Annotated in this window: 16 protein-coding genes and 1 tRNA gene; 5 read left to right on the top strand and 12 right to left on the bottom strand. The window is 65.7% G+C overall.

Going from position 1 to position 17759, the window contains the following annotated elements; translation table 11 throughout:
• Positions 1–250 precede the first annotated feature (250 nt).
• A complete protein-coding gene (locus tag RPB_RS13410; protein WP_011441547.1) occupies positions 251–1420 on the top strand; it encodes a glycosyltransferase family 4 protein in 1170 nt (389 codons plus the stop codon).
• Positions 1421–1519: 99 nt separating this feature from the next.
• Entirely contained in the window at positions 1520–3073 is a 1554-nt protein-coding gene (locus RPB_RS13405) for an undecaprenyl-phosphate glucose phosphotransferase (protein ID WP_041798246.1), read from the top strand.
• A gap of 11 nt (positions 3074–3084) precedes the next feature.
• On the opposite strand, the gene RPB_RS13400 is transcribed toward RPB_RS13405, so the two are convergent.
• Together RPB_RS13400 and RPB_RS13395 are read right to left on the bottom strand one after the other, a co-directional pair.
• Positions 3085–3870, bottom strand: a complete 786-nt coding sequence (locus RPB_RS13400) for a DUF169 domain-containing protein (protein WP_011441545.1) — start codon at positions 3868–3870, stop codon at positions 3085–3087.
• A 38-nt stretch (positions 3871–3908) separates the two neighbouring features.
• Positions 3909–4877, bottom strand: a complete 969-nt coding sequence (locus RPB_RS13395) for an SDR family NAD(P)-dependent oxidoreductase (RefSeq protein ID WP_011441544.1) — start codon at positions 4875–4877, stop codon at positions 3909–3911.
• Positions 4878–5104: 227 nt separating this feature from the next.
• Here RPB_RS13395 and RPB_RS13390 point away from each other — a divergent pair, with 227 nt between their 5' ends.
• Positions 5105–5422 carry a hypothetical protein gene (locus tag RPB_RS13390; RefSeq protein WP_011441543.1) on the top strand — a complete coding sequence of 106 codons (318 nt, stop codon included), beginning with the start codon at positions 5105–5107 and terminating at the stop codon, positions 5420–5422.
• Between the two features lie 114 nt (positions 5423–5536).
• Here RPB_RS13390 and RPB_RS13385 read toward each other — a convergent pair whose 3' ends face one another.
• Both RPB_RS13385 and RPB_RS13380 read right to left on the bottom strand, forming a co-directional pair.
• Positions 5537–5968 (bottom strand): hypothetical protein, encoded by a 432-nt coding sequence (locus RPB_RS13385; RefSeq protein WP_011441542.1) that lies wholly within the window; start codon positions 5966–5968, stop codon positions 5537–5539.
• A gap of 264 nt (positions 5969–6232) precedes the next feature.
• The gene (locus RPB_RS13380) at positions 6233–8506 is read right to left on the bottom strand and encodes a TonB-dependent siderophore receptor (protein WP_011441541.1); all 2274 of its coding nucleotides are present in this window, start codon (positions 8504–8506) and stop codon (positions 6233–6235) included.
• A 490-nt stretch (positions 8507–8996) separates the two neighbouring features.
• Between RPB_RS13380 and RPB_RS13375 the strand changes: the two genes are divergently transcribed.
• Positions 8997–11072, top strand: coding sequence for a methyl-accepting chemotaxis protein (locus tag RPB_RS13375; protein ID WP_011441540.1), 2076 nt, complete (start codon positions 8997–8999; stop codon positions 11070–11072).
• 439 nt (positions 11073–11511) lie between these two features.
• On the opposite strand, the gene RPB_RS13370 is transcribed toward RPB_RS13375, so the two are convergent.
• From RPB_RS13370 to RPB_RS13340, 7 genes are all read right to left on the bottom strand, one after another.
• Positions 11512–11589, bottom strand: a tRNA-Pro gene (locus RPB_RS13370).
• 95 nt (positions 11590–11684) lie between these two features.
• Positions 11685–12368, bottom strand: a complete 684-nt coding sequence (locus RPB_RS13365; RefSeq protein ID WP_011441539.1) for a MerR family transcriptional regulator — start codon at positions 12366–12368, stop codon at positions 11685–11687.
• Between the two features lie 16 nt (positions 12369–12384).
• Complete coding sequence (locus RPB_RS13360) at positions 12385–12756, bottom strand: integration host factor subunit alpha (RefSeq protein ID WP_011441538.1); 372 nt, start codon at positions 12754–12756, stop codon at positions 12385–12387.
• 133 nt (positions 12757–12889) lie between these two features.
• A complete protein-coding gene (locus tag RPB_RS13355; protein ID WP_011441537.1) occupies positions 12890–13867 on the bottom strand; it encodes a beta-ketoacyl-ACP synthase III in 978 nt (325 codons plus the stop codon).
• The gene (gene plsX, locus RPB_RS13350; protein ID WP_011441536.1) at positions 13864–14925 is read right to left on the bottom strand and encodes a phosphate acyltransferase PlsX; all 1062 of its coding nucleotides are present in this window, start codon (positions 14923–14925) and stop codon (positions 13864–13866) included. Before plsX ends, RPB_RS13355 begins: the two co-directional genes overlap by 4 nt.
• Positions 14926–15158: 233 nt before the next feature.
• Complete coding sequence (locus RPB_RS13345) at positions 15159–15722, bottom strand: YceD family protein (protein WP_011441535.1); 564 nt, start codon at positions 15720–15722, stop codon at positions 15159–15161.
• Between the two features lie 18 nt (positions 15723–15740).
• Positions 15741–16280, bottom strand: coding sequence for a ubiquinol-cytochrome C chaperone family protein (locus RPB_RS13340; protein WP_011441534.1), 540 nt, complete (start codon positions 16278–16280; stop codon positions 15741–15743).
• A 98-nt stretch (positions 16281–16378) separates the two neighbouring features.
• Here RPB_RS13340 and RPB_RS13335 point away from each other — a divergent pair, with 98 nt between their 5' ends.
• The gene (locus tag RPB_RS13335) at positions 16379–16855 is read left to right on the top strand and encodes an outer membrane protein assembly factor BamE (RefSeq protein WP_011441533.1); all 477 of its coding nucleotides are present in this window, start codon (positions 16379–16381) and stop codon (positions 16853–16855) included.
• 34 nt (positions 16856–16889) lie between these two features.
• Here the strand turns inward: RPB_RS13335 and RPB_RS13330 are convergent, their stop codons facing one another.
• Positions 16890–17759 (bottom strand): alpha/beta fold hydrolase, encoded by an 870-nt coding sequence (locus RPB_RS13330; RefSeq protein WP_011441532.1) that lies wholly within the window; start codon positions 17757–17759, stop codon positions 16890–16892.

The raw sequence follows: 17759 nt of genomic DNA, 5'->3' as shown, positions 1-17759 counted from the left end.
ATTACAAACGATTAAGGTTGCTGCGACGTTAAAATCGGAATTCCGGCACTACGCGTGCCCAAATCGTGTACCGTCGCAGACGGGGGGGGGCATGATTTGTTAACCATGAAAACCCTTAATCGGAATCGGTAATTACGCGCGGATCCAGCAATGCATCATCGCCACCCTCTCGTCGTTCGCGCCGTGGCGCCGCTCGGTCCGCAGATCTGCGCCGGCGACACCCTTCGCGTCGACGCGCGGGCCTCCTGAGATGGCTCCCCTCCCGAACCAGCCGTTGCGAATCGTCCACGCGGTTCGCGCCCCCGTCGGCGGCATCATCCGCCACATCCTGGACCTCGCCAACGGTCAGGCCGATCGCGGCCACGAACTGGCACTGATCACCGACAGCCTCACCGGTGGCGACCGCGCCGCGGCCGCACTGGCGGAGATCGCGCCCAGGCTGAAGCTCGGCGTCTATCGGATACCGATCCACCGCGAGCCGTCGCCGACCGATCCGCTGGTGTGGCTCCGGTTCGCGAGGCTGATCCAGCGCCTACAGCCGGACGTTCTGCACGGCCACGGCGCCAAGGCCGGCGTGTTCATGCGCATCGTGCCGAAGCCCGCGCAAGCGATCCGGGTTTACACCCCGCACGGCGGTTCGCTGCATTATCCGACCTCGACGGCGAAGGGGCAGCTTTACAGCCGGATGGAGCGGCTGCTGATGAACCGGACCGAGCTGTTTCTGTTCGAGAGCGAATTTGCGCGGAACACGTACGAGCGGATGATCGGCAAGCCCGACGGGCTGGTGCGCTGCGTGTTCAACGGCGTCACCGCCGGCGAGTTCGACCCGATCAAACCCGCCGAAGCCACCACCGACGTCGCCTATGTCGGCGAATTCCGCAAGATCAAGGGCGCCGACCTCCTGATCGAAGCCGTCGCCAGGCTCCGCGCCGACGGCCGCCCGGTGACGCTGACGCTCGGCGGCGACGGCGAAGAATCCGCGGCGTTGAAAGCCCAGGTCGCGCAGCTCGGCTTGAACGATGCGGTGCGCTTCGTCGGGCACGTCAGGGCGCGCGACGGTTTTGCCAAGGGACGGCTGTTGGTGGTGCCGTCGCGAGGCGACTCGATGCCCTATGTGGTGATCGAGGCCGCCGCAGCAGGCGTTCCGATGATCGCCGCCAATGTCGGCGGCATCCCGGAGATCTTCGGGCCCGAGCATGCCGGCGCGCTGTTCGCGCCGGGCCGTCCGGCCGCCATGGCCGATGCGATCGGCGCGGCGCTCGACGATCTGCCCGGCGCGCAGGAACGCGCCCGGGCGCTGCGGGAACGGATCTTCCTGCATTTCTCCCAGAAGGCGATGGTCGAGGGCGTGATGGCCGGCTACCGCTCAGCCTTCGCCAGCGGGGGCTGCGACCAAGCGGCAACCGCCGAGCAGCCGTAATCCACAATTGCGCTAACGTTTTCTTGCGATTTTTACCCTCTAGTCCGCCGAGGATTCGCGCGCGGAAGGGTCGCGCGCCGGCGACAACGGAATCGTGACGTGGAACCGATCAGCGCCCGCACCATGATCGACGCCGCTGCGCAGGCCGCAGCGGGCAATGACACGATCCGGCCGACGGTGGAGCGGCGCAAGCGGCTGTCGCCGGCGGCGCTCGCTGTGACCAACGAAAAAGTCCCCGAAGCCTATTCCCCGATCGTGATCGCCGGACTGGTGCGGCTCGCCGATTTCGTGCTGATCGCCGGCGTGGGCATCGCGCTGTATCTCGGCTACGTCGCGCGCCGCGACGGCGTGCATTGGGAGTACATCGCCGCGATCATCGGAATGACCGTGACGGCCGTGATCAGCTTCCAGGCTGCCGACATCTACCAGGTCCAGGTGTTCCGCGGCACGCTGAAGCAGATGACGCGGATGATCTCCGCGTGGTCGTTCGTGTTCTTGCTGTTCATCGGCGCATCCTTCTTCGCCAAGCTCGGCGGCGACGTCTCGCGGCTGTGGCTGGCGTCGTTCTACGTCATCGGGCTCGCGCTATTGATCGTCGGTCGTCTGGTTCTGCGCAATCTGGTCCGGCACTGGGCGCGCCAGGGCCGGCTCGACCGCCGCACCATCATCGTCGGCTCCGACGAGAACGGCGAGCGATTGATCAACGCGCTGAAGGCGCAAGAGGACGACGATTCCGACATCCGCCTCCTCGGCGTGTTCGACGACCGCAACGATTCCCGCGCCCTCGACACCTGCGCGGGCAGCCCGAAGCTCGGCAAGATCGACGATATTCTCGAATTTGCCCGACGCACCCGGGTCGATCTGGTGCTGTTCGCGCTTCCGATTTCGGCCGAGACCCGCATCCTCGACATGCTGAAGAAGCTCTGGGTGCTACCGGTCGACATCCGGCTGTCGGCGCACACCAACAAGCTGCGCTTTCGCCCCCGCGCCTATTCGTATCTCGGCAACGTGCCGACGCTCGAAGTGTTCGAGGCGCCGATCACCGATTGGGATCAGGTGACGAAGCGATTGTTCGATCACGTCGTCGGCGGGCTGATCCTGCTCGCGGCCGCGCCGGTGATGGCGCTGGTTGCGCTGGCGATCAAGCTCGACAGCCCGGGCCCGGTGCTGTTTCGTCAGAAACGGTTCGGTTTCAACAACGAGCGCATCGACGTCTTCAAGTTCCGCTCGATGTATCATCACCTTGCCGACCCGACCGCGTCGAAGGTGGTGACCAGGAACGATCCGCGCGTCACCCGCGTCGGGAAATTCATCCGCCGCACCAGCCTCGACGAATTGCCGCAGCTGTTCAACGTGGTGTTCAAGAGCAATCTGTCGCTGGTCGGCCCGCGGCCGCACGCCGTTCAGGGCAAGCTGCAGCATCGGCTGTTCGACGAGACCGTCGACGGTTACTTCGCCCGCCACCGCGTCAAGCCGGGCATCACCGGCTGGGCCCAGATCAACGGTTGGCGCGGCGAGATCGACAACGAAGAGAAGATCCAGAAGCGCGTCGAGTTCGACCTGTACTACATCGAAAACTGGTCGGTGCTGTTCGACCTGTTCATCCTCCTGAAGACGCCGTGGGCGCTGCTGAAGGGTGAGAACGCGTACTGACGCACGGAGAACTACGTCTTCCCGTACGACACCCCCATCCCGGCGCGGACGTCGGCCTGGATGCCATAAGGGGCGATCGGGTAGCGCAGGCCGTTCTTGGCGAGCTGCTTCATGCCGTCGATCGCCTTAGCGAGTTGTGCCGGCTTCAGCGCCATCAGCATCTCTTCGTCGGGCACGCCGCCGTAGCGGCGCTCGGCGAAGCACGGCAGCGACAGACTCGGCTCGCCGGTGAGGAGCGCCCTGCCCCATGAATCCGCGCAGGCGGTCTCGCCCACGACGCCCCATTCGAATTTCTTGTAGCCGGCATATTGCAGGCCGTTGATCAGGATGATCATCTGTCCAGGCGTCGCATAGACGAGGCAGATATCGGGCGGATCGAGCCGACCGCTCGCCAGCGGCGACACCGCCATCGCCTGATACTGTCCGAACGGCACCACGTCGAGCGCCTGCTGGCGCTTGCGCGCATCCTCCGGCGTCGCATGCCACACGCCGACATAAGAGCGACCGTCGAGCCACTGCTCGTCCTGCGGGCCGAGCCCGATCACCGCGCGGCATTGCGCGCCGACCAGATCGTTGCCGGTGATGCCGACGGTCCAGCCGAGCCGCGACGCCATGCCGACGATCTGGTCGGTGGTGTGGATCGCGTTCGGCCGGCGGATCTTTGGAATCGCCTCCATCTCGGCGGCGGTCGCGAACATCTTCATGCCGATCACGGTGGTCTTCAGCCGCAGCAGCGCGTTGAGGTCGGCGACCATGACCGCGAAATCGAATGTCTCCGGCGCAATCGCTGCGTCCATGACGTCTCTCCCGATCTTGTTGTTGTCGCGTTCGTCGCTCAGCCGAGCTTCCAGCCGACTTCGGCGGCGAAGCTCTGGTAGAAGTCGGTCTCGTAGGCGCGCTCCGGCATGGCGCGGACGCGTTGATCGAGCAGATGCGCATCGTCGCCGACTAGGATGCGCCAGCGTTCCGCGCGCACGCCGTCGAGAATGATGCGCGCCGCCGCCGCCGCACTGGTCGGCGCCTCCTCGAGGAAGCTGCGTGCCCGCTCCTGCACCATCGCCCGGATGGCGTCGTCGGACATCTGCGCCTCGTCGATGCCGGCCGCGGCAAGCCGCTTACGGACCGCCGCGATCTCGTCGGCGCAGAGTTCGTCGGCCGCGACGTTGTTCTGGATCTTGCGCGAATTGGCGACGATCGAGGTGCCGATGTGGCCCGGCATCACCACCGAACATTTCACATGCGGCGCGTTGAGCCGAAGATCGCCGATCAACGCTTCCGAGAAGCCCTTCACCGCAAACTTCGCGGCGCTGTAGGCGGTGTGCGGCGTGGTCGGCCCGATCGACGCCCAGAAGCCGTTGACGCTCGACGTGTTGACGATGTGGCCCTCGTCCGCGGCGATCAGCATCGGCAGGAAGATCCGGGTGCCGAGATACACGCCGCCCCAGCAGATGTCGAAGGTGCGTTCCCATTGCGCGCGGCTGTTGATGATCATGCTGCCGCCGCCGCCGATCCCGGCATTGTTGAACAGCAGATGGATGCAATCGGTCCGGTGCTGCGCCGCGACCTCGTCGCGAAACCGGTTCATCTGCGTCTCGATCGAGACGTCGGCGATGTGGGTTGTGAGCCGCAGCCCCTGCGGCAGCCCGTCCGCTTCGCACAGCCGCCGGGTCTCGGCCATCGCCTCGGCGGAGACATCGCAGATCGCGACGTGGCAGCCTTCGGCGGCGAGCTGGCGGGCGAGTTCGCGGCCCATGCCGGTGCCGCCGCCGGTGACCACGGCAATCCTGCCGGCGAAATCCCTCATGGGCGCATGTCCTCCCCGATGTCGTCGCGCCGCGGTTCGAGCCGCGGCTGCACCCCCCAGCATAGAGGGCACAGCGCGCCCGAGTCCATCGCGGCCGCGCGATCGGAGATCGGGGCGCGGCGCCTTCCTGCCGTTCGTCGTCAGGCGCGTTCCTGACAGCGCCGCTGCTTTCCCAAGCACCGGAATCGTCCTAGTCTCCGGGATCACGCGCAACCAGGAGCACGACGATGCTGGCAGCCACCTTTCAGACCGCGGCCTTTCTGTTCCTGCTGCTGATCGCGGTTCTGATCGTCGCGGTGTTCATTGCCTTCCTCGCGCCGTCGCTCGGCAAGATGGCGCGGCCGGGCCTGACCACGGTGCTGTTGTATCTCGCGGCCGAACTCGCAGCGCTGATCGTCGCGATATGGCTGGTGGCGCAGGTCAGCGCCTTCGAGCTGTTGCCGGTGCTGATCGCTCTGGCGATCGCCGCGATCGTGTTCGCACCGCAGCTCGTCGCCAGAATTCCGCTGCCGGCGGCCGTGACCGGACTGCTCGGCAAGAAATAGCCAACGCCACCGCCCGTCCGCCGCATCCATCGCGGCGGCGGGCGTCCTCCCCGGCTTGGTCTGACAGCCGCCCTCGTTCGCGAGGGCGGTTCGTTTTTGCGGATGCCCCGACTGTCAGCGCCGCGACCGAGCAATCGTGCCGGCGACGATCTGCATCGTCACGCCGCCGAGCCAGCCGGTGAGGATCATGGCGGTCCAGGCCAAGTGCGGCGCCTGATGCAGCACCACCAGGCTCACCGAGGCGAACGCCGCGAGCGTCGCGCAGAAGGTGCCGACCGCGCTGAGAAATTCCGCGGTGTCGATCCGGCCGCGCTCGGTGTGTTCGGCTTCGCTTTCGCCGGCGTGAAACGGCAGCGGCGGAATATCGATGCCGAGATAGAACCCGACCGCGCCGACCGCGATCATCGCCAGCAGAAACGCGACCGTCGTCAGCGCGCCGATGCTGGTGCCGACATGCGCACCGACGAACATCCCGCACGCTGCCCCCGCCATCGCCAGCCCGGTTCGCTCGAGGATATGGGCGGCCTTTCGCACACGCAGTCGCATGGTCCGGTCCTCGACGTTCGAGAGATTCGCCACGCTATGACATTTTGATGATGGGCGGAAGCGCGGCCGGCGGCGGCGTCACGACGCAAGTGCTTCGCATGCTCGCTGGTGCGGCGATGCGGTCCACCCGCAGGCCGCTTCCCCGCGCATGCACGCCAGGACCCGCGCTCTCGCCGAGAATATCCAGGACCATGCGCAAGGACCCGGTCGTCCGCCCCGGGTCCCTGCCGTGTCCGGCGCCGCGCGAGCGGCGATGGAACGCCGCTACCAGCGATAGCGCAGCGTGCCGATCACGGTGCGCCCCTGGCTGAGATAGCAATAGCCGGCGTTGCACACCGCGATCTGCTCGTCGGCGATGTTGTTGGCGTTGACCGAGGCTTGGAACCCGGCGAACTGCCGCGCCAGCTTGCCGAGATCGTAACGCATCGCCAGATCGACCAGCGTGTAGCCATTGTTGCGATCGGTGTTGGCATTCGACGTCCAGGTGGCATCGATGTAGCGGACGCCGACACCCAGCCCTAGTCCGTCGAGCGGGCCGTTCAGGAACGAATAGTTGAGCCAGCTCGACGCGGTGTGTTTCGGCGTCACCGCCGGAACCTTGTTCAGCTCGCTGGCGACGGTCGTCTTGGTGATCTCGGCATCGGAGAACGTATAGGCCGTCACCGTCTCCAATTCGGGCGTCAGTCGCGCCCGCGCCTCGAGCTCGACGCCCTGGACGTGAATCTCGCCGACCGAGGCGTAATAGGCGACGCCGTTGACGTAGCCGGCGAGCTTGGCGGCGTTCTTCTCCGTCAGGTCGTAGACCGAGGCGGTCAGCAACACGTCGGCACGCGGCTGATATTTCACGCCGGCCTCGAACTGCTCGCCTTCGGACGGCGCCAGCACGCTGCCGTCGATCGCCATCGAGGTCGTCGGCTGGAATGAGGTCGCGTAGCTGACATAGGGCGCGACGCCGTTGTCGAAATGGTACAGCAACCCGGCGCTGTAGGAGAAGGCGGAATCGTTGCGCTGACCGGTGACGGCGTTGGTGTAGGTGTTGATCCGGGTCTGATCGGCCCAGTCGTGACGCCCGGCCAGCGACAGGTGCCAGCCGCCGAGCCGCATCTGATCCTGCAGATAGACGCCCACCTGCTCCTGGGTCGAGCGCGAACCGGAGGTGTAGGCCGGCGTCGCGCCGGCGATCCCGTAGGTTGGATTGGAGATGTCGAGCGCGTAGGCCGACTGCACGCCGCTGCCGCCGAACTGGAAGTCCCAGACATTGTGGTCGTAGTTCACGCCGGCCAGCACCCGGTGCGCCACCGGGCCGGTGGCGAAATCCGCCTGCAGATTGTTGTCGGTCTGCCAACTGGTCTGCTCGTCGCCCACCGCATAGGCGGCGCGATTGTAGATCGACGTCGTGGTATTGGCGAAACTTCCGCTGAGATAGCGCGAGTCCGTCTTCAGATTGGAGAACCGCGTGTGCTGCCGGAAGGTGAAGACGTCGTCGAAGCGGTGCTCGAGCTTGTAGCCGGTCTGCACCTGCTGCAGCTTCAGATAGTCGTATTTGGGATCGCTGGCGCGCAGATATTCGCCGTTGACGGTCAGCAATTTGCCGTTGCGGTTGAGCGCGGCGACGCTGGAATCGGTCTCGTCCTTCTGCACCAGCGCGTAGGTCGTCAGCGTGGTGTCGGCGGTCGGTCGCCAGGTCAGCGACGGCGCCAGCATCAGCCTTTGATCGGCGACGTCGAAATTGGTGTCGCCGCTGCGGGCGACACCGACCAGCCGATACAGCAGCGACTTGTCGGGACTGGCGGCGCCGCCGATGTCGAAGGCGGTCTGGAAGCGATCGAACGTGCCGGCCTGAATCGCGATCTCGTTGACCTGGTTTTCCACCGGAAATTTCGACCGCCGATCGACCAGTCCGCCCGGCACCGATTGGCCGTACAGCACCGCGGCCGGCCCCTTGATGATCTCGACGCGGTCGAGCTGATACGGCTCGGTGCGGAAGGTCGAGAAGCCGGCCGGAAACTGCTTCAGCCCGTCACGGAAATCGCCGAGCGTCGTGGTCGAGAAGCCGCGGATGTAGATCTGGTCGAAGCGCGGATCGTAGCCGTAGCCGCCGGTGGTGACGCCCGCCGAATAGCGCACCGCTTCCGGGATGCTGGTGACGCCTCGATCGTCGAGTTCCTTGCGATCGATCACGCTGACCGAACGCGGCGTGTCGATCAGCGGCGTGTCGGTCTTCGAGGCCGCGCTCGATTGTCCGGCGACATAGCTGTTGGTGCCGGCATAGATGCGCTCATGGACCGACGGCATCGGCGCGGCCTGGGGCGGCGTCGTCGCGGCGCGGTTGGCGCGGCGCGTCGCGCGCGCCGTGCTGCGGGACGATGTCGTCGGCGCGCTGCGCGCGCGCTGCTGCGGCTGCGGCGCGTCGACGGTGACCGCCGGCAGATTCGATTGCGCCCGCGCGCCGTGCGGAAAATCGGCCGCCAGTGCGAGCAGGCTGACCGTGCAAAGCAGAAGGGTCTGCTTCGTCGCTTTTCTTGTTCGAAATTTCATATTCACGCCCCGATGCGGCCGGCGGTGCCGGCGTCATCGGTCGTGTAACCCGACAAGTAATTCCACGCACGACCGGCCGCGGTAGAATTTGTCTAGAGAAAGTGCTGGGAGACCGGCCATTTTGCAATTGTTTACGACAGCATGTCACGCCGGAAACAATTAGAATCGTTCTGGCATCGTTCACCACTGCACACGCCACCACGCGACATTGTTTCAGGCCGGTGACGTCGAATTCGCGCCGAGCTGCACTTCATCGAGCGTTCGCACGCGAGCGGACGGCTTTGCTCTCCCGAGCTACACCACCACCTGGAGCACGATCTTTGAGACCGCCTCCGAGACATTTCGAGTGTTCGGTCACGGATGTTCGTATCCGATGGCGTTTCTTGTCAGCGAGTGAGGCCGCGTCATACGTAAGACTACGGAAGCTGAGCTAAGTATTAACTCAATGGCGGGAACCTAACGTCGTCGCAATTAACCTCGGGATTCTACGATGAAGATCGGCCGCCTCTTTGCAATTTCGATGCTTTCGGTGACGGCTCTGGCCATCCTCCCTGCTGCACAGGTCGTGATTGAGCAGGTCAGGGCTGTCAACGACAAGGCCGATGCGATCAAGACAGTGGAGGCATTCGGCGCCGTGCTGCTGTTCGCGCAGGAGGTCGTGAGCCACCGCGCCCCCTACATCGGGCCGCTGTTCCAGGAGCCGGTCGCGACACCCGCGCAGCTCGAGGCGGTGCGCAAGATCAAGCAGTCGTCCGAAGCCGCCTTCGCCAAGGCGCGCGCGCAGGTCGCGAACGTCTCCGAGACCGAAGCCATCCGCCGCAGCCTGGAGCAGGCCGCAGCCAAGCTGGCTGACCTTCAAACGTTGGTGGAACCCAGCCTTTCCGCGCCGCTGAGCGGACGTGATCAAGCCGCGATCAAGAGTTTCCTGCCCGGTATCGCGCAGACCGCCGTGGCGATCGAGCCGATCCTGAATCGGCTTCAGAACCATGTTGCCAATGCGGATGCATCGCTGACGACCCTGCTCGACGTAGCCCGCACCGCGCAGGATCTGCGCGTGACGGCGGGCGGACGTGCGGCGTCGCTGTCGCCTGCGCTCAACACCCGGCGCGCGTTGACCGCGGCAGAGAAGGCAGCGATGGACCGTGCCCAGGGCCGTACCGAGATTGATCGTGACCGTCTGGAGGCCAGCATCGACCAGATCGGCAATCCGGAGCGTCTGTTGGCCGCATTCAACGACGCCAGGGACACCTACTTTGCGCGCGCGCTTCCGATCGTCGACAAGGAGATCGCGGCCGGATTGAGCGACCTCAACTATGCGCTCACGGCGGATAAGCTGGCCGACACGGTGGTGCCTGCGGTGCAGAAATTCTACTTAGTACGAGATTCGGCCATCGCCGAGGCGCGCAACCGTGCGATCGCCGCGCGTGACCAAGCCTATCTGATGCTATCGCTGGCGACGGTCGTCGTCGTGGCCTTGTTCGGCATTCTCGTGTTCGTCACCATGCTGCTGCGCCGCCGCGTCATCAACCCGATCGTGCACCTGACCGGCCTGATCGGCCAGATGGCGGCCGGCAATGACGACGTGGCGATCCCGACCTGCGACCGCGACGACGAGATCGCCGCGATGACCGGCTCGCTGCAGACCTTCAAGGAAGCGCTGTTGGAGAAGAAGCGTGCAGAGCAGGCGGCTGCGGCGGACGCGCAGTCTAAGATCGAGCGGGGCCAGCGGGTGGAGAGGTTCACGCGCGATTTTGAGATGGTGATTGGCGAGGTCGTTGGCGTCGTTTCATCCGCGTCGGGCGATCTCGAGCGCTCCGCCGCATCCCTGACGACGACGGCGGCCCGCTCGCTGGAGCTCGCCACCGTGGTGACATCGGCGTCCGAGGAAGCTTCGACCAACGTGCATTCGGTCGCCGCGGCGGCAGAGGAGATGAGCTCGTCGGTCAACGAGATAAGCCGTCAGGTGCAGGACTCCGCGCGCATCGCCAGCGAGGCGCTGGCGCAGGCCCGCAAGACCAACGACAATGTCGCCGAGCTCGCAAAGGCGGCGGCGCGGATCGGCGACGTCGTCGAGCTGATCAATGCGATCGCGGGGCAAACCAATCTGCTCGCGCTTAACGCCACCATCGAGGCCGCCCGCGCCGGCGAGGCCGGCCGCGGCTTCGCGGTGGTCGCCTCGGAGGTCAAGGCGCTGGCCGAGCAGACCGCTAAGGCGACCGGAGAGATTGGCCAGCAGATCGGCGGCATCCAGGCTGCGACCAATGAATCGGTTGGTTCGATCAAGGACATCGGCGAGACCATCGCCCGGATGTCGGAGATCGCCTCCGCCATCGCCTCTGCCGTCGAGGAGCAGAGCTCGGCCACGCGCGAAATCTCGAGCAACGTCCAGCAGGCCGCCCACGGCACCCAACAGGTCTCGGCGAACATTGCCAGTGTCCGGCAGGGCGCCGACGAGACCGGCTCGGCCTCCTCACAGGTACTGGCGGCCGCGAAGGCCCTGTCCGGCCAGAGCAGCCGCCTCCGCGACGAGGTCAGCCGCTTCCTGAATTCCGTTCGCGCGGCGTGAAGGCCGGCGTCTATCGCGGCATTCTCGCCGAAGCTCGCGGTTATGATCTGCAGAGGCCAATGCCTGGCTGGCCAAATAGGCGGCTCGGACGAGGTCAGTCGCTACGATATCAAGTGGCGACTGGCCAGTCGCCCGTCCTCCCGTCCTGGTTCTGTCTGATCCTGTCCAATTGCGGTGTATCGTGCTCGAACGGCGCAGGGAGCGGGTGCAGGTTGCAGACGTTGCGGCGCGCGCATCGTGGCGAGTGTCTGGTCGTTCTCACGATCGTGGCCCGGGTCCTTGGTCCGCTGACTGTCCTGGACTCCGGTCGCAATCGACACAGCGACTGCCTGCACGGTGTCTTAGTTGGAGAGCGAGTGATCGACGGCCACGAGTTGCCAGAGGAATCGCGAGATCGCGTGGTACTCGTTCGGAAAGATCGCCGTCCACGGCTAAGAAATGGTCGGAGCGAAAGGATTTGAACCTTCGACCCCTAGTCTCCCAGACTAGTGCGCTAACCGGGCTGCGCCACGCTCCGATGCCGTTTCGGCCCTGATCCTGTAGCTTCGATCGGCGCCTCGCGCAAGGCGCGCGGCATCAAATCGCGGTTCCTGCGCGGCGAAACCGACCGCCTCAGCCGTCCTTCATTGCGGCGTCGAGCGCCTCGCGGCAGGCGATCAGGTCCTGCAGCACGGCCTTCAGCGGGGCGAGATCGACCGGCGGACGCGCCGGGGCATTATTCGCCGGCGGCAGGTCCAGCGGCGGCAGATTCAGCCGTGGCGCCGGCGACGCCATTGCCGGCAGGTCGTCATCGTCGTCCTCGAATGCGGGGGCGCGACGGGCCGTTGCCTGGCTGGCCGAGCGGGCCGGTGCCGCTGCGGCGCGCAGGTCGGGTTCCGCCATCATGGCGTGCAGGTCGAGGCCCTCGTTCTCGCCCTCGTAGTCGTCGTCGTCGAGATCGATGCCGCCGGGCGCGGGCTCGTAGTCTTCCTCGGCGACGCTGCGGCCGATCGCTTCCTCGACCGCGCCGAAAGTGGCGCTGGCCTCGTTGTCGGCGAGCCGCTGCACCGACTTGATGCCGTGCTCCTTGAGGATCCGCTGGACGCCGCGAATGGTGTAGCCTTCGCCGTACAGCAGCCGGCGGATGCCCTTGAGCAGGTCGACGTCGTCCGGCCGGTAGTAGCGCCGGCCGCCCGAGCGCTTCATCGGCTTGATCTGGGTGAACCGCGTCTCCCAGAACCTCAAGACGTGCTGCGGAATGTCGAGTTCGTCGGCGACTTCGCTGATGGTTCGGAATGCATCCGGCGCTTTGTCCAAATGCAGTCTCCTGTCGTCAGGTGCCGGATGCCGATTCGGACTTGTCGCCGGCCGCGGCATTGGCGGACGACGACATCGACGATGCGGTGCCGTTGGCATTGATGCGCTGCTTGAGGATCGCGGACGGCTTGAACACCATCACGCGGCGCGGCGAGATCGGCACCTCGGTCCCGGTCTTGGGATTACGGCCGATCCGCTGGCCCTTCTGTCTCACCAAAAACGAACCGAACGACGACAGCTTCACCGTCTCGCCCTTCTCGAGGCAGTCGGTGATCTCTTTCAATACCAGTTCGACAAATGCCGACGACTCCGTGCGTGACAGGCCCACCTTTTGGTAGACCGCCTCACAAAGATCGACACGTGTGACTGTTCGTCCGGTTCCGGTCATCGCCTACCCCACCTCTCGGCGAAAGAAAAATCCGTGCTGAAACTATGAGGTTAACAATCGGCGGTCAACCTCCGCCGACATTCAGAATAGCATGGAACGCAATGGAAATGCTGTTAAAATTTTACACGCGCAACTACCAGCGCAGCAGTGCCGAGCCCCAGGTGAAGCCGCCGCCCATGGCTTCCAGCAGCACCAGATGGCCCTTCTGGATGCGACCGTCGGCCACCGCCGCGGCCAGCGCCAGCGGAATCGAGGCGGCCGATGTGTTGCCGTGGCGGTCCACGGTCATCACCACCTTCTGCGGCGCAATATGGAGTTTTTGCGCCGAAGCGTCGATGATGCGCTTGTTGGCTTGATGCGGCACGAACCAGTCGACATTGTCGGCGCTGGTGCCGCTGGCGTTGAATGCATCGATGATCACCCCGGTGATCATCCCGACCGCGTGCTTGAACACTTCGCGGCCTTCCATGCGGAGATGGCCGACGGTCTGCGTCGAGCTCGGCCCGCCGTCGACATACAATTTGTGCTTGTGGCGGCCGTCGGAGCGCAGATGCGTCGTCAGCACGCCGCGGTCGGCCGAGGTGCCCCAGCCTTCCTGCGCTTCCAGCACGATCGCGCCGGCGCCGTCGCCGAACAGCACGCAGGTGCCGCGGTCGTTCCAGTCGAGGATGCGCGAGAAGGTTTCGGCGCCGATCACCAGCGCACGCTTGGCCGATCCACCGCGCAGGAAGTTGTCGGCGGTGGCGACCGCGAAGACGAAGCCGGAGCACACCGCCTGCAGATCGAAGGCGACGCCGTGGGTCATGCCGAGCGCGGCCTGGACCTGCACCGCGGTCGCCGGAAAGGTGTGGTCCGGTGTCGATGTCGCCAGCACGATTAGATCGATCTGATCCGCCGTGAGCCCGGCGTCGTCGAGCGCGGCCTGCGCCGCTTTGGTGGCGAGATGCGAGGTGTACTCGCCCTCGGCGGCGATGTGGCGCTCCCGGATGCCGGTGCGCTGCACGATCCACTCGTCCGAGGTGTCGACGGTCGCGGCCAGTTCGGCGTTGGTGAGAATCCGCTCCGGCAGATAAGCGCCGCAGCCCAGCACGACCGAACGAACCACCGTCACGAGACAGCCTCCTGCGCCGTCGGCGTCGAGACCAGCGCGCCGGCTTCACGATTGAGCGTTTGATTGATCTTGGTCAGGAGATCGTAGCGAACCATGTCATAGCCAACATCGACCGCATAGGCAAAGCCGTCGGCGCTGGTTCCGCCGTGGCTCTTGACCACAATTCCGTTAAGTCCGAGAAACACGCCGCCATTGGACTTGTTCGGGTCCATCTTGTCCTTGAGCGCCTTGAAGGCGTCCCGGGCGAACAGATAGCCGATCTTCGACCGCCAGGTCCGGGACATCGCGGCCTTCAGATATTCGCTGATCTGCCGGGCGGTTCCCTCGGCCGCCTTGAGCGCGATGTTGCCGGAGAAGCCTTCCGACACGATCACGTCGGCTGCGCCCTTGCCGATGCCGTCGCCCTCGACGAAGCCGACGAATTCGAAGCGCGGCGATTGCATCGCCCGCAGCAACTCGGCGGCCTCGCGGATTTCCTCGCCGCCCTTGATCTCCTCGACGCCGATATTGAGCAGGCCGACGGTCGGCCGCTCGAGGTCGAACAGCACGCTGGCCATCGCCGCGCCCATCACCGCCAGCGCCTTGAGATGCGCGGCGTCACCACCGATGGTGGCGCCTAGATCGAGCACCACCGAATCGCCGCGCACCGTGGGCCAGGTCGCCGCGATCGCCGGACGGTCGATGCCGGGGAGCGTCCGCAGGCAGAACCGCGCCATCGCCATCAGCGCGCCGGTGTTGCCGGCCGACACCGCGACGTCGGCCTCGCCCTTCTTCACCGCCTCGATCGCCAGCCACATCGACGACACCTTGCGGCCGCGGCGCAGCGCCTGGCTCGGCTTGTCGTGCATGCTGACGGCGACGTCGGTATGGATGACGCGCGAGACCTTTTTCAGCGCCGGATGGGCAGCAAGTTCTTTCTCGATCAGCGCGCTGTCACCGAACAGCAGGAATTCAGCGTCGGGATGGCGTCCGAGCGAGATGGCGGCCCCTGGAACGATGACGGATGGACCGAAATCACCACCCATTGCGTCCAGCGCGATTCGAACCTTCACCGGCATGACGTTTCGGAAACCCGTTCGCTTGCGGCCCTGAAGCGCTCGGCCGCGTCGTGACAATGCGCCGGATGGCGCTCGAGCGTGCAGCGCTGCACACCGATCGGGCCGGACAATAGCCGTTCCCGCCCCCGATACAACATCTTGACCGGGCAGATTTAAGTCGCATTCCACCACGGCGGGCCGGGCCACAGATGCGAATCCTGCGCGATTACCACAATATGCCCCTCGCGCGGTCGCTAATCGCCCTTGGGTTTGCGTGACCGCGGCGGTGTGGCCGGAGCTTTCAACGCCTGCAGCGCCGCAAACGGATGTTCTTCGGGGGGATCAGGCTCGACCACCGGCTCGAACACCGCATCGGGCTTGCGCGGATACGGATCGATGCCGAGAAACAGCGCGTCGGCCGCGACCCGGCCAATATCGATCATGCCGCGCTCGATCGCCTCCGGCGGATCGCCCGGATCGGGCTCGCCGTCGTCGTCGACCGTCTCAGACAATTCGCGAATCTGCTCCGCCGGCATGAAGGTCAGGTCGACATCCTCGTCGATCGCGCTTTCGATCGGATCGAGCGTCACCACACAGGTCTGGCCGACCCTGGCCTGCACCCGGCCGGTGACGCGCACCCGGCCGCCGCTTTCCGGCGTCAGGTCGAATGCGGCCTTCGCCGACAGGATCTCGCGCAGCCCACCGAGAGCGGCCATTGCGGTCCGTTCGGCCTCGCCGGCCTCGATGTCACGATGCAGCCCCGTCTCGGGGATCTGCATCACCCCAATCGGCACGCGCCAGGGATTGTCGCCGCTCATCGTCTTGTCCTTCCGCGCTCAAGCAGCCGGCGGCGCGGGAAACCGCAGCTCGCCATTGCGTAGCTTGGACGGCTCGATGCCGTCGAGTGCTTTGATCACTTGCCCGACATAGGCCGCCAGTCGCCGCGCGTTTTCAATGTCCGCGCCGTAGAGGACGTTCCGGTCGAGCGCCATCGCCAGCGCTTCATCGCCCTCGGTCAGCGCCAGATCGTAGGCCGCCGAGCGGCCGTAGAACGCCTCGCCGAACGCCTGCATCCGCTTCGGCACGGTGAGGTCGCCGACGCCGAGTTCGCGCAGATTCGCGTCGAGGTCGCTGCAGAAATAGTCGAACAGCGCTTGCGCGAAGCCGGCCGAATCCTGGGTTGCGCGAATCCGTCGCAGCACTAGCCAAAGATGCACGACGATCATCTCGAATCGGCCGTTAACCGTATCGGCGACGCCATATTGCTGATAAAATGCGGGTTCTCGCGCCTGCGCCACGATCATGCCATAGATCGTCTCGATGGTGCGGCGCGGCGGCGTCCGGGGCGGACGAAGGTGATTGAACGGCCAGATCATTGCGGGTTCCTGACGCGGGCCCTTCGGGATTGCATTCCGAGTGCCTGCCCGGTACGTCAACGCCCTGCGCGATGCAAGGGGATGGAGCCAGCTTCCGAATGAGTATTTCGATCGAACGAAGCCGTCGCGACGGCCTCCGCGCGATGGCCCGTCGTCGGCTCGGCCCGGCGCTGGCGCTGGCGCTGCTGGGCGCCGGATTGTCAGCCTGCACCTCCGAGCAATTCCAGAAGGGCTATATCCTCCCCAATGGCGCGCTCGAGCAGATTCCGATCGGCGCCAGCCAGGATCAGGTGCTGATCGTGATGGGTACCCCCTCCACCGTCGCGACCCTGAACGGTGAAGTGTTCTATTACATCTCGCAGCGCTCCGAGCGGCCGGTGGCGTTCATGCCGCAAAAGGTGGTCGATCAGCGCGTGATCGCGATCTATTTCGACCAGAACCGCCAGGTTCGCCGTATCGCCAATTACGGCCTCCAGGACGGCAAGATCTTCGACTTCATCAGCCGCACCACGCCGACCTCGGGCCAGGAAATGAGCTATCTGGCGCCGCTGTTCAGGCTGATCAGCTTCCGCTGATCACATCGCGCGGGGCGGCCGCGGCCGGCCTGCGCTAAGCCAGCCCCTTGCCGCGCGCCCAGTCCGCGATCAGGGCGTTGACCTGATCCGGCGCGTCCTGCTGCACCCAATGCGAGGCGCCGGGCAGCCGCCGCAGCGTGAAGTCGGCGACATGGGCCTCGTTGCCCTCTGTCAGCGCGATATCGAGCGCCAGATCGTCCTCCCCCCAGATCATCAGGGTCGGCACGGTCAGCTTGGGATGGGTCCCTGCGCCGCCGCCGAGCGCGGTGAAATTGGCGCGGTAGTAATTGATCATCGCGATCGCCGCACCGGGCTGGATCGCGTTGCGGCGATAGATCTCGATCTGCGCGTCCGAGATCGTCGGGCTGTGCTTGCGAAACATCTGCGCCAGCGCTGCGCCGTCGTTGCGGGTCATCAGCCATTCCGGCAGCCAGGGCAGCTGGAACAACGCGACATACCAGGACTTGCGCTTCTGCCGCCAGCCATCGGCCAGCACGCGCGCGAACACGTCCGGATGCGGTGCGTTGAGGATAATCAGGGCGTCGAGCGGCAGCTTGCCGCGCAGCGCAGCCTGCCAGGCGATCACCCCGCCCCAATCGTGGCCGATCAGAATCCGGCGCTTGCCGCCGAGCGCCGCGAACAATGCCGCGACGTCGTCGGTGAGGTGATCGAGATGATAGGCCGCCTGCGCCCGAGGCCGCGTCGTTCCCCCATAGCCGCGCAGATCCGGCGCGACCGCATGCCAGCCGAGCGCGGCCAGCGCCGGGAGTTGCCGATGCCACGACTGGCGCGCTTCCGGGAAGCCGTGCAACAACAGCGCCGTGGTGTCGCCCTCGCCGGCTTCGTCGATCGCGAAGCCGAGACCGTTTGCCTCGAGCGTCCTGGATCGGATCGGCGTCACCAC

It is taken from the genome of Rhodopseudomonas palustris HaA2 (genome assembly GCF_000013365.1).
GTDB classification, from domain to species: domain Bacteria; phylum Pseudomonadota; class Alphaproteobacteria; order Rhizobiales; family Xanthobacteraceae; genus Rhodopseudomonas; species Rhodopseudomonas palustris_J.
Note: the sequence above shows the minus strand (reverse complement) of the source record. Positions and strands in the feature narration are given on the sequence as shown.

Excerpts from the sequence above, each read along its gene's own strand:
- RPB_RS13345 (WP_011441535.1), bottom strand. The coding sequence starts at position 15,722 with ATGAGCGGCGACAATCCCTGGCGCGTGCCGATTGGGGTGATGCAGATC.
- RPB_RS13380 (WP_011441541.1), bottom strand. The coding sequence starts at position 8,506 with ATGAAATTTCGAACAAGAAAAGCGACGAAGCAGACCCTTCTGCTTTGC.
- RPB_RS13395 (WP_011441544.1), bottom strand. The coding sequence starts at position 4,877 with ATGAGGGATTTCGCCGGCAGGATTGCCGTGGTCACCGGCGGCGGCACC.
- RPB_RS13375 (WP_011441540.1), top strand. The coding sequence starts at position 8,997 with ATGAAGATCGGCCGCCTCTTTGCAATTTCGATGCTTTCGGTGACGGCT.
- plsX (WP_011441536.1), bottom strand. The coding sequence starts at position 14,925 with ATGCCGGTGAAGGTTCGAATCGCGCTGGACGCAATGGGTGGTGATTTC.
- RPB_RS13400 (WP_011441545.1), bottom strand. The coding sequence starts at position 3,870 with ATGGACGCAGCGATTGCGCCGGAGACATTCGATTTCGCGGTCATGGTC.
- RPB_RS13385 (WP_011441542.1), bottom strand. The coding sequence starts at position 5,968 with ATGCGACTGCGTGTGCGAAAGGCCGCCCATATCCTCGAGCGAACCGGG.
- RPB_RS13360 (WP_011441538.1), bottom strand. The coding sequence starts at position 12,756 with ATGACCGGAACCGGACGAACAGTCACACGTGTCGATCTTTGTGAGGCG.
- RPB_RS13340 (WP_011441534.1), bottom strand. The coding sequence starts at position 16,280 with ATGATCTGGCCGTTCAATCACCTTCGTCCGCCCCGGACGCCGCCGCGC.
- RPB_RS13410 (WP_011441547.1), top strand. The coding sequence starts at position 251 with ATGGCTCCCCTCCCGAACCAGCCGTTGCGAATCGTCCACGCGGTTCGC.
- RPB_RS13390 (WP_011441543.1), top strand. The coding sequence starts at position 5,105 with ATGCTGGCAGCCACCTTTCAGACCGCGGCCTTTCTGTTCCTGCTGCTG.
- RPB_RS13335 (WP_011441533.1), top strand. The coding sequence starts at position 16,379 with ATGAGTATTTCGATCGAACGAAGCCGTCGCGACGGCCTCCGCGCGATG.